Below are 14,947 nucleotides of genomic sequence, written 5' to 3' on the forward strand. Positions count from 1 at the left end.
GGTTCAGCCGGTAAGCCAGCGTTCCTTGAATTGCTCGATGGTGGTGACGGGGGTTTCCCAGCCCAGAGAGGCTGATAGTTGCAGCAGGATGGGTTGCCGCAGCCTGGCCGCGGCGAGGAGCTCGGCATCACTGAGCAGCTCCACCAGCCCGCCCTGGCGCAGCTTTCCTTCGGTCATCACAGCGGCATGGGTTGCGAAAGCCAGGGCGTTGTCCACCTCGTGGGTTGAGAACACCAAGGTGGTGCCCCTTTCATTGATCTGCACGAGGGTCTGCAACAGCGCCTCCACCCCTGCTGGGTCAAGTCCAGCTGTCGGCTCATCGAGCAGCAGGACGTCCACGTTCATCGCGAGCGCACCCGCTATGACCGCACGCTTCCGCTCCCCATAGCTGAGCTGATGGGTGGGACGGTCGGCCAGATGCTCAATACCCATGGCGGCGATTGCCGCGTCGGTGGCCTCCGCAGCCTGTTCCTCGGACAAACCCAGATTCAGTGGGCCGAAACTGACGTCCTGTCTCACGTCTGCGGAAAACAGCTGATCGTCAGGATCCTGCAACACGAGCTGCACCCGGCGCCGGTGTTCCCTGAGCCCCGCACGATCGAAGCGCACCGGCTCACCGTCCAACAACACCTGCCCGGCCGAAGGCCTGTGCGCCCCCGCCAGTGTGCGCAGCAAGGTTGTCTTACCGGAGCCGTTGGCGCCAAGCAACGCAACTCTGGATCCTGCAGGAACCGTCAGGTCAAGGCCTCGCAGTACCTCACGTCCCTCAAAGCCCGCGATGACCCCCGCCGCCGCCAGTCTCATCGCGTCCATAGTGCGACTCCCCAGACGAAGATCATCCCCGCTGGCACCCAGATCGGCAGGTTTCGGTTACCTCGCCTCGACGGCAGGGTGGCCAGGGCCGACTCATGGCCCCGGATGGCCAGGCCATCAGCCAGCCGGGTGGAGGCCAGCCAAGTCCGTACGGCTACCGCGCCGACCAGGCGTCCCGTCTCGGCAAAGCGCCGCCTCAGCGGACCGGTGCCGCCCAACCGTTGCTGCTGGGCCTGACGCACCAGGACTAGCGAGTTCCAGGCGGTGAAGATCATCCGGTACATCAGAGAGGCGATCTCAATGAGAGACGCCGGAATGTGCAGCTTCCGCAGCCAACCGAGCAAGTCCACCATGGGAGTCGTCATCGCCAGGACCAACACCCCCAAGGTGCCCGCGATCGCGTGCAGCAGCAGCCCGGTCCCCAAGGCCATATCGGCTTCCCGGATCCCCAGCCAGCCCCAGCGCCATCCGGGACCTTCAAAGGCACCGACCGTCAGCGTCGCCGACACCGCCCCCACGACGATGAACACCGCGGGAGCGGTCATGGCTGCAACGACCATACGACCGGGGATCCGGGCGACCGTGAGGGCAGCGACGGCAACCGCTGCGACCAGCACGCAGGTGGGCCACGGACGGGCCAGCAGCGCTGTCAACACCAGCAGCAGCGACAGTGCCACCTTCTGGCTGACCGGAATGGCTCGCCAGGGACTGTCCCACGCCGCGTCGTCAAGACCGCTAATCCTCAACGGAGGTGGGCTTCTGGGCGTCCTGGGCAGCCTTGCGCCTGCCTGCCATACGTCCGAGGCAGTAGAACATGATCCCTGACCCGAGCGCGGCCTGCATGGCGAACAGGCCCGACTCGACCTCAGGACCAGCGGGTTCAGCTATGGGCTTAAACCAAGGCTCCGTGCCGTTCTCCTGCAGGATGTCCGTGACGGCCGAGTCGGTGCCCCCAAACTCGGAATCTGCCGGGGCCGTGTAGAAGGGGATGCAGAACAGCAGGACCAAGACGACGAGTCCGATGACGATTCCCCATTTGTTCAGCTTCATGATGCAACCTCCACGTCTTTGCGGGAGAGGACCCCGAGCTTGCTCAGCTCAGGCGAAGCCACCCGGGTCAGGAAGGAGAACAGGAAGACGCCGAGGACACCCTCGGCGAGGGCCAGCGGAATCTGAGTCAGGGCGAAGATGGTCATGAACTTCACCAGGGTCGCACCGAAGCTCCCATCGGTTCCCGGGTACGCGATGGCGAGCTGAAAGCTCGTCACCACGTAGGTGCTGAGGTCCGCAATGGCCATGGCCAGGAAGATCGCGACCATCTTGTTGATGTTCCTAAACAGCACCCACATCAGGTAGCCGCACCACGGGCCCGCGATTGCCATGGAGAACACGTTCGCCCCCAGGGTCGTCAGGCCGCCGTGTGCCAGCAGGATTGCCTGGAAGATGAGGACTATGGTGCCAAGGAATGCCAGGACCGGTGGTTTGAAGAGCACCGCCCCGGCACCAGTCCCGGTGGGGTGCGATGACGATCCCGTGACCGAGGGCAGCTTCACCGCCGACAACGCAAAGGTGAAGGCGCCGGCTGCGGCGAGCAGGAGCTTGGAGTCAGGGTCCTTACGGACCTGCCTGACTACGGCCACGGCTCCATGGACGACGAAGGGCGCGGAGGCTACGAACCATCCGGCGGCCTGCAGTGGAGGCAGGAATCCCTCTGCTATATGCATGACAAACACATCCCTTCTGCGGAATCATGCGTTCCGCAACGGGGCGTGGGACGAGTTCCTGACTCACCTGGCTTGGCTCACAGTGGCGCGACCGTCCCGGATTCCCACCGGGTTCCTCGTGACAAACCCACGCTTCGTTTCTCACACTACCGGAATGAAACGGGGAGTCCACACCCGCCCGGAAGGCGTCACCCGGGTCAGGGAGGAACCAATAATCACCAAGGTCTTCATGTCCACCTGCCCCGGATCGAATGCTTCCAGGGTGGTGACGGTGCAGGACTCCTCCGCACGTCCGACGTCACGAGCCAGAACGACCACGGTCTCAGGGGAACGCACCTCCAACAGCACGGCTTTCGCGGCATGAAGCTGGCCAGGACGGGCCACAGAGCGCGGGTTGTAGATGGCAACCGCGACATCGGCCCGGCTCAAATGCCGCAGCCTGTCCGCGACGACCTCCCAGGGCTTGAGCCGGTCGGACAGAGACACACACGCGAAGTCACCACCCAGGGGGGCGCCAGCCAGGGCGGCAGCAGCCTGAGCGGCGGTGATCCCAGGCACTACCTTGATCTCCACATCTGCGTAGCGCGGTTCCCCAGCCGCCTCGAAGGTCGCAGCAGCCATCGCGAACACCCCAGCGTCCCCACCTGAGACGATGGCGACTCTCTCCCCGGTCAGCGCCAGGTCCAGGGCCTCCCTCGCACGCTCCACCTCAACCGTGTTACCGGAGGGATGGAGTACCAGGCCAGGTCGGGCCGGTACCCGTCGCACATAGGGCGCATAGCCGAAAACGTGTCCGACCTCAGCCAGCACCGCGCTCGCCTCGGGACTCACCCATCGCTCCGGACCGGGACCAAGGCCTACCACGAAAACGGTGGCCTGCTGTCCGCCAGCCTCAGGGGGGATAGCTGGAACATGCCGCCCCGCGTCATCAGCCCTCCGGTCCTGGCCAGGAACTATCACCATGGAAAAGTACGGGACAGTGGACGGATCCACTCCAGCGACAGGTAGCACCTTCTGCTCTTCCCAGGTGGCCTGCCTCACGTAGATCGCCCGCTCCAGCAGCCCTGCTGAGGCCAGCGCGGCACGCACCTTCGAGAAGTTATGTCCCAGTTTCATCACCACCGCGGCATCAGTCTGCGCGAGTCGCCAGGCCAGCTCTGGCTCACTCATCGTGCCGGCGAGGATGGTGACCACATCCTCGTGACGGCTCAATGCAACCGCAGCTGCGGAGGTGGAGCCCTGGATGGAGGTGACCCCTGGCACGATGCGGCAATCGAGGTCCTCCAGCCGGTCCAGCAGGTACATGTTCGTGGAGAAGAACAGCGGATCTCCCTCAGCCAGCAGCACAACATCACCGGCTGTGAGAAGCTCCCGGAGCCGGCTGGCGGAAGCATCGTAGAAATCAGCCATGGCCCCGTCGTAGCCGGCCACGTGATCAGTGGTGCCGGTTGTCACCGGGTATTCAAAGGTGACCACGGGCGTCCCGGCCGGGATCTGTCCCTGTGCGATGCGCAGCGCAATTGACTGTTTTCCCGGGCCAGAGAAGCAGGCGACTGCGCTAGCGTCGCGGATGAGACGGGCCGCCTTGAGCGTGAGCAGCTCGGGGTCACCGGGCCCCACCCCGACAGCCCATAGAGTGCCGGTCACAGCTCGGACTCACTGGCCAGTGCATTGACCGCGGAAGCGGCCATCGCGGAGCCTCCACGGTGCCCGTGCACCACAAGCCAGGGCACGCCGGTATCCGAGTCCGCCAGAGCCTGCTTCGACTCGGCCGAGCCCACGAACCCGACGGGAACCCCGATGATCGCAGCGGGACGCGGCCCACCGCCGGCGATCAGCTCCAGGAGGTGGAACAGCGCGGTTGGGGCGTTGCCGATCGCCACCAGCGCACCCTCCAGGTCGTCCCCCCACAGTGATACTGCGGCGGCGGAACGGGTGGTTCCCCATTCCTCAGCCAAAGCCGTGGCCTGCTGGTCACGCAGCAGGCACCGTACCTCGTTGTCAGCGGGAAGCCGTTTACGGGTGATCCCAGACTTGATCATGTTGGCGTCGACGAAGATCGGCGCTCCGTCGCGGAGGGCACTGCGCGCGGCAGCCACCAGGCCGGGGTGGAAGGCGATGTGCCGGGGCAGGTCCAGGTCCCCCGCGGCGTGGATCATGCGCACCGCAACCTGGGCCTCCTCCGGAGTGAAGGCGGCAAGGTCAGCGCCCTGGCGGATACGGCGGAATGACTCGCTGTAGATGGCTGAGCCATCGGTCTCATAGGCATAACGGCGCGTGGGCCTCTGCACTCCCCCGCTCATCTGTCGACCACCGTCAGAACACTTGCGGCATCGGCTGGGGCGATGAGCCCCAGATGCTCCCCGCCAGGCTCGCCACAGACCCGGTCGCAACCGGAGATGTGGACGAGGCGCTGGAATGGCGCCGGGTGCTCCGCGGCCACCTCCTCCGCGATGGCACGAGTATCGACCTGGGCGTTGTTGCATGGCTTGCCGTAACAGGCGGTCAGCGTCATCCAGACCGACTCGGGGCGGGTCATCAGACCAGCGGCTGCCAGCTCCTCCAGGCGATCCGCAGCACCGGGAATGACCACACCCCGCCATGGGGTGAACACGAGCTGTCCCTCGCTGCAATCTGCCGCGACCCGCTGCAGCACCTCCGCCTGCCGCAGGGTGAGCAGGCCCAGCGGGACCCCCACAACCGCCGCGCCGGCGACTGCACCGTAGGGAAGAGGACGCTCAGAGCCAGGACGCTGGAAATCTATCTCTCGGCCGATGCCGTCGAGGAGAGTCTCCGGATTGGCCAGTTCCCGCACATGCCAGGCGGGCTTCTCGCCGGACTCCGCGACGTTCAAAAAGCGATGTGCCAGTTCGATGAGGGTCGCAACGGCGTCGGGGGCGTCGATTTCGCGGGCGTCAGGGCAGCCGCCGACGAAAACCACGCCGCGGCCGTCTGGGCGAGCCTGGTACCCCAGATCGAAGGCCTCGCCCAGCACGTCACCGGAGCCATCGTCCAGGACGAACAGGAAACGTCCTGGCAGGTTCGGCAGCTCGGGGTCGGCGATGATGGCGGCATCGAGTTCACGCACAACCCCGGAGAGATCCGCGTTGACGGGAGCTATGGAGGTCAGCGGTGAGCACACGACAGTCCGGATGCGCTCATGCGCAGGGGACGGCATGAGACCGGTCGCGAAGGCGCCGCGCACGAAGGGCGCGGGCACCGGCTCCGGCAGAGCCCGCACCTGAAGGTTGTTGCGACTGGTGATCTGGATCTCAGAGTTCGCGTACTCGGCAGCGAGTTTCGACACCGCAAGCACCTGATCTGCCTGGACAAAACCACCGGGTAACCGCAGGCGCACCATGTTCCCATCCACAGTGTGGTAGGGGCGCAGGAGGCCGGGGCAACGGTCACGTTCAACGGTTCGGATCATGCGAGCCATTCTGCCCGCCCACTCCAGCGGACGAAACCAGGGGTGCCCTATAGAGGTTACGATGTCCGTGATGTTGACCTTCGAGTACCTAGGCCTGGGACCTGCGCGTTTCTGCAGCGCATACCGGGAAACCTGGGACTACCAGCGTCAGGTGCACACCGAGGTGGCGGCCGGAACGCGGCCTGGGCATGTGGTCCTGGTGGAACACGAACCTGTCTACACAGCTGGCCGCGCCACCCTACCGGAGGAGCGCCCCTTCGACGGCACGCCCGTGGTGGATGTGGACCGGGGCGGGAAGATCACCTGGCACGGTCCCGGACAGCTCACTGGATACCCGATCCTTCTCCTGCCCGACAGGGTGGGAGTGGTTGAGCCTGTCCGGCGCTACGAGGATGCTGTGGTGGGCCTGCTCGCAGACTACGGCCTAACGGGCCAGCGGATACCTGGGAGGACGGGGGTCTGGCTGGCTCCCGCCCGGGGCCGGCCAGAACGCAAGATCTGCGCCATCGGCATCCGGGTGGCCCGGCGGACCACAATGCATGGCTTCGCCCTGAACGTGCTACCCAACCAGGGGGCATTCAGCAACATCGTGCCCTGTGGCATCAGCGACGCAGGGGTGACCTCTCTGGCCGAGGAGCTGCCAGGCAACTGGGACGTCGCCGCAGTGGCTCATGACCTCGAACCGCATCTCAGGCAACACCTGGCCGTATTCACACACGAATGATCTTCACGGTTCCGGCTGGATTGGCCACGCGGCCGGTATCTCAGCAGGTATCATCCCCCAGGTGACTGCTGTACATCCGGACGGACGTCGACTGCTACGCATTGAGGCCAAGAACGCCGAGACCCCAATCGAGCGAAAACCCGGTTGGATACGCACCACCGCCCGCACAGGGCCCAATTACCAGGACCTTCAGCAGATAGTCCAAAAAGCGGATCTCCACACCGTCTGCCGGGAGGCGAACTGCCCCAACATCTTCGAATGCTGGGAGGACCGCGAATCCACCTTCCTGATCGGCGGCGATCAGTGCACCCGGCGCTGCGACTTCTGCCAGATCACCTCCGCGAAACCGGAAGGATACGACCCGGCCGAGCCAATGCGTGTCGCCGCATCGGTCAAGAAGATGGGATTGCGTTACGCCACCGTCACCGGCGTGTGCCGCGATGACCTTCCCGATCAGGGAGCCTGGCTGTATGCCGAGACCATTCGCCAGATCCACGCGGTCAACCCCGGGGTGGGAGTGGAGATGCTGGCTCCCGACTTCTCCGCGAAAGAAGAGCTGGTGAGCCAGGTCCTAGACACCCGCCCTGAGGTATTCGCTCACAACGTGGAGACCGTGCCACGTATCTTCAAACGCATCCGACCCGCTTTCCGCTACGACCGTTCTCTTGACGTGCTGCGTATGAGCCGTGACGCCGGGCTGGTGACGAAGTCGAACCTGATCCTAGGAATGGGCGAGACTCGCGAGGAGGTGTCCCAGGCATTGGCCGACCTCTACGACGCGGGAACCGAGTTGATCACCATCACGCAGTACCTACGCCCGAATGCCACTTTGCACCCGATCTCCCGGTGGGTGCCCCCTGAGGAATTCGACGAGCTCGCCGAGGAAGCGAAACAGATCGGTTATTCTGGCGTGCTGTCCGGGCCTCTCGTGCGTTCATCCTATCGAGCGGGCAGGCTCTACAGGACCGCGATGGAAGAACGGAAGAAGGCCGCTCGGAAGGCCGGGAGCAAATGATGGCACGCAGTGAGAGGGCCCAGCAGCTGGCCCTGAAACAGAAGGAGCAGGCACGGAAGCAGAAGGAGAAAGCCCGGGCCGAGAAACTGCGGCGTAAGAACTCCAGCAACCCAGCCGACTGGGGTCAGCTCCGTCAGATCAAGGAGTCCTACAAACTCACCAAAGAGCAAGACCCTCTGCTTCCCTGGATCCTGCTGCTCGCGGGCCTCGGGCCGTTCGTGGCCTTGCTGCTCCTGGGTTTCGTGCTGCAGGCCCCGCTGATGTGGGGGTTACTCGGCGTTTTCACCGGTCTGTTGGTCGCGATGCTGGTGTTCGCGCGCCGCGCGAAGCGTGCGGCTTACAGCCGCTATGAGGGCCAGGCCGGATCAGCCGAGCTGGCGCTGACCAGCCTCGGCAGGAAGTGGAAACACACCCTGGCGGTGGCAGTGAGTCGGAACCGTGACTCCGCCAACGTGGTACACCGTGCGCTGGGCCCGGGAGGCCTTGTACTCATCGGCGAGGGCGATTCGAAGGGGCTCAAGACGCTGCTCGCGTCCGAGAAGAGAAAGCACGAGCAGGTCGCCTATCAAGTCAATGTCGTGACTTTCGTCGTCGGCAAGGGAAATGGCCAGGTTCCTCTGGATCGCTTGGCGGACGAGATCAAGAAGCTCCCGAAGGTCCTGAGCGCGGCGAAGATCACAGATCTGGAGGCCCGTTTGAAGGCCCTCGACGCAATGCGTCCGAAACTGCCCATGCCGAAGGGGCCCATGCCCACGGGCAAAGGCGGCATGAAGGGTGCCCGGCAGGCAATCCGGGGGCGTTGACCGGCAACTCGCTGTCATGTGCTGCGGACGACCCGAGCGGGATTGCCCACCGCGACCATACTGGCAGGGATGTCGCGAGTGACTACTGAGCCTGCGCCGATCACGGTGTGGTCGCCGATGGTGACACCAGGGCAGACAATCACTCCCCCACCCAGCCACACGTTCTCACCCAGGGTGACGGGTTTTGCCGCTTCCAGTTTGTCGCGGCGAGGCTGGGGGTCTATGGGGTGCGTGGGTGTCAGGAGTTGCACGTTCGGCCCTATCTGACAGTCATCCCCAATGGTGATCCGGGCGACATCGAGGGCGGTGAGTCCGCTGTTGATGAAAGTCCTTGCTCCGATGTGGATGTTCTCGCCATAGTCCACTGAGATTGGAGGCTTGATCCAGGTTCCCTCGCCCAGGCTTCCCAGCAGCTGTCTCAGGATCTCATGCGAGCGGGACTTGTCATCTGCGATCACGGCCTGGTGATACTCGTGGCACAGTCTCATGGCTGACTTGGCGATCCTCGCGTTCTCTGGGTCGTCGGCGATGTACAAGTCCCCTGCCAGCATGCGTTCCCGGTCCGTGCGAGAATCGCCTGCGAAGTAGTCCGTCCTCATGCCCCGGATCCTACGTTTCACTGGTAACTTTCCGGGCGTGGCACATCTGGTCAACCTGGAATCGGTCCTGCACGCATTCGGCGCCCATGCCCTGCCGGATGGTCCGTGCCTCCTGGGCCCACCCCCGCGAGGATGCGCATCACAGCTTCCCCAGGGCTCTAGACCACAGGGCCTTTCCTTGCCAGCACATAGCTGGGGTGTGCTGCGGCGCATGAGAGGCGGCTGCTGATGGCCACGCCGCTGCTCGGTGCTGAGTCGCTACACCTGGAATACCCAACCCGGGTGGTGTTCGACTCCGTGAGCCTGGGGATCGAGGAGGGTGACCGGATCGGCATCGTTGGCCGTAACGGCGATGGGAAGTCGAGCCTGCTGGGGATGCTCACCGGCATGATCGAGCCACAGAAAGGCCGGATCACGCGGCGCGGGAATGTGCGCTTCGGCGCCTTGACGCAGCACGATGACCTGGATGATGCTGCGACGGTGGGCTTCTCGATCGTGGGGGATCGTCCTGACCATGAGTGGGCAGGGGATCCGAGGACCCGCGATGTGATCGGCGGTCTGGTCGCTGATGTTGCCTGGGACGCAGGGATCGGTGAGTTGTCGGGCGGCCAGCGGCGCCGTGTCGCTCTTGCCGCGCTGCTGATCGGCGACTGGGAGTTGCTGGCGTTGGATGAGCCTACGAACCATCTCGATGTGGAGGGAATCGCATGGCTTGCGAGGCACCTGAACTCACGCTGGACGAAGAATTCTGGCGGCTTGATGGTCGTCACGCATGATCGCTGGTTCCTCGACGAGGTCTGCACCGAGACCTGGGAGGTCCACGACGGCATCGTCGAGCCGTTCGAGGGCGGCTACGCGGCCTATGTGCTGCAGCGGGTCGAACGGGACCGGATGGCTGCAGCGGCAGAGGCGAAACGCCAGAACCTGATGCGCAAGGAGCTGGCGTGGCTGCGCCGGGGCGCTCCGGCCCGGACATCGAAGCCGAAGTTCCGTATCGACGCGGCGAATCAGCTGATCTCGGATGTGCCTCCGGTGCGGAACCCGATCGAGCTGCAGGCGATGGCGGTTGCCCGGTTGGGCAAGGACGTCGTCGACCTGGAAGACGCCAGCGTCTCCTACGGCGAGAACCAGGTGCTGCGTGGTGTGACATGGCGGATCGCACCAGGGGAACGTACCGGAATCTTAGGGGCGAACGGAACCGGCAAGTCCACTTTGCTCGGCCTCATCTCCGGTGACATCACTCCCTCCTCGGGACGGGTGAAGCGAGGCAAGACAGTGCAGCTGGGGGTGCTGGATCAGCAGTTCTCCCAACTCGCGGACATCGGCGAGGACAGGGTTCGTGAGGTCCTGGCCAGGACCAAGACAACATTCATGGTCGACGGGAGGGAGCTGACCCCAGCACAGTTACTGGAGCGGCTGGGTTTCGCCCGTGAACACCTATCGGCTCGTGTCGGTGACCTCTCCGGAGGGCAGAAACGCCGTCTCCAGCTACTGCTGATGTTGCTGAGCGAACCCAATCTGATCTGCCTGGACGAGCCCACAAACGACGTCGACTCTGACATGCTGGCCGCCTTGGAGGATCTGCTGGATTCTTGGCCGGGAACCCTGATCGTGGTCTCCCATGACCGATATCTGCTGGAACGGATCACTGATCAGCAGTACGCCATCATGAGCGGTCAGCTGCGACATCTTCCAGGTGGGGTTGACGAGTATCTTGCCCTGGCGGCGGGACGGAAAACCAGCAAGGCTGACTCACCCTTGGCCGCCACAGGGAGGGGTGCTGCGAAGATGTCATTGCTGGGTGGTGCGCAGGAGCGGGCACTACGCAAGGAACTCGCTTCTGTCGAGCGGCGCCTGGACAAGCAGGCGGATGTGATCAAGAAGATCCACGAGAAGATGGCTACCCACGATCAGACTGACTACGCCGGCCTCCAGAGGCTGACAGAAGAGCTCCAGAATGCGGAGTCGGAGAACCAGGCCCTGGAGGAGAGCTGGTTGGAGCTTTCTGAGCAGCTTGGTTGACAACAGGCTAGGTCCGCCGCCACTTCGCGTGAAAGAACAAAACGCCACACATCAGCCAGGGCATAGGTATGGGAAAACCTGACACGATAGGGTACCTGGAGGCTTATTCATAGACTGTAGGCGAAGATGAGTCCTGTGACGGCTTGTATTGTGGTTTCGAAGGTGTTGTAGGGGCGGCGGTAATCGGTGTGTAGAACACGCCAGGTTTTGACGTTCGCGATGACACGTTCGATGAGGTAGCGGACGCGGTTGATGGTCGTGTTGTTTCTTTTGTCGCTGTCGGTGAGTTCACCATGGGCGGGTTTCTTCGCGGGGGTGATCATCCCCAATCCGATGTAGCCTTTGTCTCCAATATGACTTTGACTGTCGAGGGCTGCGAGGAAGCCGGATTCCTTGATGGCCTTTGCATCATGCACACTACCCGGCAGGGGCGGGGAGATCCAGGCGAGCTGTCCGGCCAGGGTGCAGGCCACTTGCAGGTTCACCCCCGTCGTGTGGTGCTTGCCTGAGTACAGCTCGGGACGGTCGTGCCACGACCAGCAGGACACCAGAGTACCGTCGATGATGTACTGACGGTCCGGGTCGAGGTCCCCCACACTGGGCACCCAGTTCTGGAGGGCTTCGGCGATCAGGGGAGTGTAGACCGCCACCACTCGTGAGATGGTGGCTTGGGAGACTGTGTGGATGTCGGCCAGCAACTCCTGGGTGAGATTGTGCCGCAATATCAACACAGTGACCTGGATACAGCGGAACAAGCCCAGGACACGGGACCCTGCCGGGGGAAGGTTTCCGGAACGGGATGTGTGGATCAGTTCGCACAGGTTGAGGATCTGGTCACGGTCAAGGCTTGTGGTAGTATTCACGGCGGCGGCTTGTCTTTCATCTGAGGGTTTTCTTTCTGCATTTTGAATTATCTCAGATCGGGCAAGCCGCCCTCACATCCCCCTCGGGTAAAGTGTTAGCTGGGGAAAGCCAAAACACCCCTATGAATAAGCCTCCTGATGTGAGAATAATGCTATGCTAGCCTCAAACATATCTTTATGACTTCGCTGGCTCCAAGCTCAATCGACTACTTCTGGAACATCTTGCAAATATCGGTAGTCAATGCCTCGCCATAACCCCCCTGCGCGGAGAGGACTGGCGGCAGGGGCGAGAAGCGCTCTTCGAAGACCTGATCATCCTGGGGATCTCCGGGATAAGGGAAGAGGTGGGCTGTGTCATGTTCGACTACAACGACGTCGCGGTGAATGCTATCGCCTGGGAAGGAATCCGTAGCCGCATTGAACAATCCATCATCGCGTGGCATCCCGACGTCATCATCGTCTCCGACGAGAACTCCGCCTTACTCTCGGCGGCTCTCGGGAAAGGAGTCCCGGTAGTCCACGTCACCCACGCCCTCCTATTCCTCCCATTCGGCCCTCTCAGTGATTTCCCAAGCGAAAAAGAGCACGATTTATTGCGGCACGTTGACCTATCGCTGACCGTCAGCAATTTCGCGGCAAACTACATGAAAAGACATGGCGGACTGAACACCGAGGTCCTTGGCTTCCCCGCCTTCGGACACGGACCCTGGCCGGTATATGACAACTTCAGGGACGGCTATATCACTCTCTTCAACCCCTCAGCCATGAAGGGTATCGGGGTATTCATTGACCTTGCACACCAACTACCAGGAAGACGGTTTGCAGCTGTCCCGACGTGGGCCACGACACAGACTGACCTTGACGCTCTGACGGATATTCCAAACGTCGATCTACTCCCACCCTCACGCAATGTCGACGACCTGCTAGCCAAGACCTCTGTCCTCCTGATGCCATCATTGATCGAAAGCATGTCGGTCCTAACAATCGAGGCAATGCTCCGCGGCATCCCGGTGGTCGCTAGTAGGACGGGGGGACTCCCCGAAGCGAAACTGGGAGTCGAATATCTCATTGAACCTGACGGGAATCCGGAATTCAGGCGCGCGAACCATCGACTGGAGGTCATCGCACCGCCACAGAACATCGATCCGTGGGTCAACGTGATCGAACCGCTGTTCACTGACAAAAAGCTCTACAAAGACATCTCCCACCGGTCCTGGCAGAAAGCAGTCACTTACAGCTCTAAAGATTTCACGGGCGCCTGGTTATCGAGGATAACAGACTTGATTGACCGGAAATAAAAAGAAAGACAACTGCCCAGAGAACGGATGCTAAGAAGATTATTCATAGCCACAAGCAATTCTGCATTAACAAGGATATTTGCCAAGATAAAATCTCGTGGTAAGTAAGAGGCTTATTCACGAGGACTTCAGTCAGACAAACACCCTGCCAACGCGGGGTTGCTCGTAGTCATGAATAACCTCCTAAGTCCCTAAACCCTCAGGGTTGTGCAATGCAAGCTGGCCTGTGATGTACGCGCCGAACTTCCACCCAAGCCCAGGTCGCTGCGTAGAGACTCGTTTTTCAGTAGCACCCGCACCATCGTCCTTCCTCAATCAGGGGATGTAAGCATGGGACTGCTCGCACCTTCCCCAGCTCGTCTCGGATGATCTGGGCGCAGGTACCCGGGCCATCACTCCCCTCGAACAGCCGCGCCATGCTGGCAGCGGCCTTACGCATGGCCTCGTTGGCGAGCAGATGGGTAACGAGTTGAGCCCAGTCCACGCGCCCGGCCTGCCTCCGGCTGATGAGCTGCGCGTTGCCGAATTCCACACACCGGGTCACGTTGTACCGCTGTTCGAGCTGTAGCGGTATGCCGATGAAGGGCCACCCGCTGGCGCAGCTAGTCTGGACGGTGCCCTCGCCGCCATGGGTGATAGCCACGTCCACAAGGTTCCCGAGCCTGTGCACTGGGATCCAACCGGTGACGTGGACGTTGCCGGGCAACGCGGCCCGGTCTGCCTGCGACAGGTACAAGGCACTGGGAGAGACGATCTCGACATCCGCACGGGCCGCGCTGTGCAGCACGTCGAGAACCAAGCTACGGCTGGCGGAGCTGCCCATTGCGACCAGTACCACCGGACGCCCCCGCTTCCGCAGCAGCGCGAAGTCCTCTGGGATGGACGCGTCAAGCTGCGCATACACCGGGCCGACCGCTCGGTAGTTTCCGGGCAGCCGGCACCAGTCGGGGATCAGCCTGGGTGGGGAGGCCACCAGGTTCATGTCCGCCTCGATGAATCCCACCAGGGTGTGAGGTATCTGGACCCCGCACTCCCTGGCAACCTGACGGAATCCTTTGGGAACGGGAATGGCCTTGGCCAGCACGGTCCGGGAAAGCCACGCCACGCCTTTGTCAATGGTGCGCTGCGCAGGGGTTGCGGTGGGAAGGAAGCCGGTGCGGCGCATCTGTGTCATGTGCGGCGCGGAATAGGCGAAGGGCTTCACATAAAACAGTGGCACACGCTCGGCCCGCGCGGAGATCAGTTGGCTGAGGGTGGTGCCGATCACAACGGCTGCTGCGTCCAGCTCACGAATGAGCGCCCGCTCGCTAATGACACGTTGCCGCACCATGCCAGCAGTGAAGGGATGGCGGATACTTCTGCCTTGGTCGAAGGCGATGGCCATCTTCCCCTCAGCATCTGTGAGCACTGGTTTGAGGGACCGATATTCAAACCCGGCTTCTCTGATGGGTGAGGTGAAGCGCTCAGAGAACCCGGCGAAGACACACCGGATCCCAGGGAGTCTGCGAGCCACTTCAATGCAACGGGTGACCTCTGCGAAATTGAAGGTTTCCGGCGCGAACAACAGGGTTTTGAACATCAGCGGACTCCATCCACGAGACGAGAACCCCATCTTCTCGCACCAGTCTGAAGGAATCAGCCGTTTCGCCTTCCGGT

Annotated in this window: 15 protein-coding genes and 1 riboswitch; of the genes, 5 read left to right on the top strand and 10 right to left on the bottom strand. The window is 62.6% G+C overall.

The window, feature by feature from the left end; all coding sequences use genetic code 11:
- Positions 1 to 3: 3 nt before the first annotated feature.
- The 7 genes from SK1NUM_RS09075 to SK1NUM_RS09105 form a co-directional block, all read right to left on the bottom strand.
- A complete protein-coding gene (locus tag SK1NUM_RS09075) occupies positions 4 to 813 on the bottom strand; it encodes an energy-coupling factor ABC transporter ATP-binding protein (RefSeq protein ID WP_212321332.1) in 810 nt (269 codons plus the stop codon).
- Positions 801 to 1,559, bottom strand: a complete 759-nt coding sequence (gene cbiQ, locus SK1NUM_RS09080; RefSeq protein ID WP_212321334.1) for a cobalt ECF transporter T component CbiQ — start codon at positions 1,557 to 1,559, stop codon at positions 801 to 803. The genes SK1NUM_RS09075 and cbiQ overlap by 13 nt, the downstream gene beginning before the upstream one ends.
- Entirely contained in the window at positions 1,549 to 1,863 is a 315-nt protein-coding gene (locus SK1NUM_RS09085; RefSeq protein WP_212321336.1) for an energy-coupling factor ABC transporter substrate-binding protein, read from the bottom strand. Before SK1NUM_RS09085 ends, cbiQ begins: the two co-directional genes overlap by 11 nt.
- Entirely contained in the window at positions 1,860 to 2,537 is a 678-nt protein-coding gene (locus tag SK1NUM_RS09090) for an energy-coupling factor ABC transporter permease (protein ID WP_212321338.1), read from the bottom strand. The genes SK1NUM_RS09085 and SK1NUM_RS09090 overlap by 4 nt, the downstream gene beginning before the upstream one ends.
- Positions 2,538 to 2,568: 31 nt before the next feature.
- A riboswitch (cobalamin riboswitch) is annotated at positions 2,569 to 2,683 on the bottom strand.
- The gene (gene cobJ / locus SK1NUM_RS09095; RefSeq protein WP_212321340.1) at positions 2,679 to 4,184 is read right to left on the bottom strand and encodes a precorrin-3B C(17)-methyltransferase; all 1,506 of its coding nucleotides are present in this window, start codon (positions 4,182 to 4,184) and stop codon (positions 2,679 to 2,681) included. It overlaps the preceding riboswitch by 5 nt.
- Positions 4,181 to 4,828, bottom strand: a complete 648-nt coding sequence (locus SK1NUM_RS09100) for a precorrin-8X methylmutase (RefSeq protein WP_223927465.1) — start codon at positions 4,826 to 4,828, stop codon at positions 4,181 to 4,183. The genes cobJ and SK1NUM_RS09100 overlap by 4 nt, the downstream gene beginning before the upstream one ends.
- Before the next feature lie 8 nt (positions 4,829 to 4,836).
- Positions 4,837 to 5,967, bottom strand: a complete 1,131-nt coding sequence (locus tag SK1NUM_RS09105; RefSeq protein ID WP_212321343.1) for a nitrite reductase — start codon at positions 5,965 to 5,967, stop codon at positions 4,837 to 4,839.
- Positions 5,968 to 6,028: 61 nt separating this feature from the next.
- Here SK1NUM_RS09105 and lipB point away from each other — a divergent pair, with 61 nt between their 5' ends.
- The 3 genes from lipB to SK1NUM_RS09120 all read left to right on the top strand — a co-directional run bounded on the left by lipB (position 6,029) and on the right by SK1NUM_RS09120 (position 8,509).
- On the top strand, positions 6,029 to 6,691 hold the full coding sequence (gene lipB / locus SK1NUM_RS09110; RefSeq protein ID WP_212321344.1) for a lipoyl(octanoyl) transferase LipB: 663 nt from the start codon (positions 6,029 to 6,031) through the stop codon (positions 6,689 to 6,691).
- Positions 6,692 to 6,752: 61 nt separating this feature from the next.
- Complete coding sequence (locus SK1NUM_RS09115; RefSeq protein WP_212321345.1) at positions 6,753 to 7,706, top strand: lipoyl synthase; 954 nt, start codon at positions 6,753 to 6,755, stop codon at positions 7,704 to 7,706.
- Positions 7,703 to 8,509 carry a DUF4191 domain-containing protein gene (locus SK1NUM_RS09120; RefSeq protein ID WP_396020909.1) on the top strand — a complete coding sequence of 269 codons (807 nt, stop codon included), beginning with the start codon at positions 7,703 to 7,705 and terminating at the stop codon, positions 8,507 to 8,509. The genes SK1NUM_RS09115 and SK1NUM_RS09120 overlap by 4 nt, the downstream gene beginning before the upstream one ends.
- 14 nt (positions 8,510 to 8,523) lie before the next feature.
- Here SK1NUM_RS09120 and SK1NUM_RS09125 read toward each other — a convergent pair whose 3' ends face one another.
- Entirely contained in the window at positions 8,524 to 9,108 is a 585-nt protein-coding gene (locus tag SK1NUM_RS09125; RefSeq protein ID WP_212321347.1) for a sugar O-acetyltransferase, read from the bottom strand.
- A 228-nt stretch (positions 9,109 to 9,336) separates the two neighbouring features.
- Between SK1NUM_RS09125 and SK1NUM_RS09130 the strand changes: the two genes are divergently transcribed.
- Complete coding sequence (locus tag SK1NUM_RS09130) at positions 9,337 to 11,130, top strand: ABC-F family ATP-binding cassette domain-containing protein (protein ID WP_212321349.1); 1,794 nt, start codon at positions 9,337 to 9,339, stop codon at positions 11,128 to 11,130.
- 107 nt (positions 11,131 to 11,237) lie between these two features.
- Here the strand turns inward: SK1NUM_RS09130 and SK1NUM_RS09135 are convergent, their stop codons facing one another.
- Positions 11,238 to 11,993 carry a transposase family protein gene (locus tag SK1NUM_RS09135; protein ID WP_212321357.1) on the bottom strand — a complete coding sequence of 252 codons (756 nt, stop codon included), beginning with the start codon at positions 11,991 to 11,993 and terminating at the stop codon, positions 11,238 to 11,240.
- A gap of 212 nt (positions 11,994 to 12,205) precedes the next feature.
- On the opposite strand from SK1NUM_RS09135, the gene SK1NUM_RS09140 reads away from it, so the two are divergent.
- Positions 12,206 to 13,291 carry a glycosyltransferase family 4 protein gene (locus tag SK1NUM_RS09140; protein ID WP_223927984.1) on the top strand — a complete coding sequence of 362 codons (1,086 nt, stop codon included), beginning with the start codon at positions 12,206 to 12,208 and terminating at the stop codon, positions 13,289 to 13,291.
- Positions 13,292 to 13,574: 283 nt separating this feature from the next.
- On the opposite strand, the gene SK1NUM_RS09145 is transcribed toward SK1NUM_RS09140, so the two are convergent.
- The gene (locus SK1NUM_RS09145; protein WP_212321359.1) at positions 13,575 to 14,870 is read right to left on the bottom strand and encodes a glycosyltransferase; all 1,296 of its coding nucleotides are present in this window, start codon (positions 14,868 to 14,870) and stop codon (positions 13,575 to 13,577) included.
- Between the last annotated feature and the right edge of the window lie 77 nt (positions 14,871 to 14,947).

The organism is Arachnia rubra (assembly GCF_019973735.1).
In the GTDB taxonomy this organism is placed as follows: Bacteria; Actinomycetota; Actinomycetes; order Propionibacteriales; family Propionibacteriaceae; genus Arachnia; species Arachnia rubra.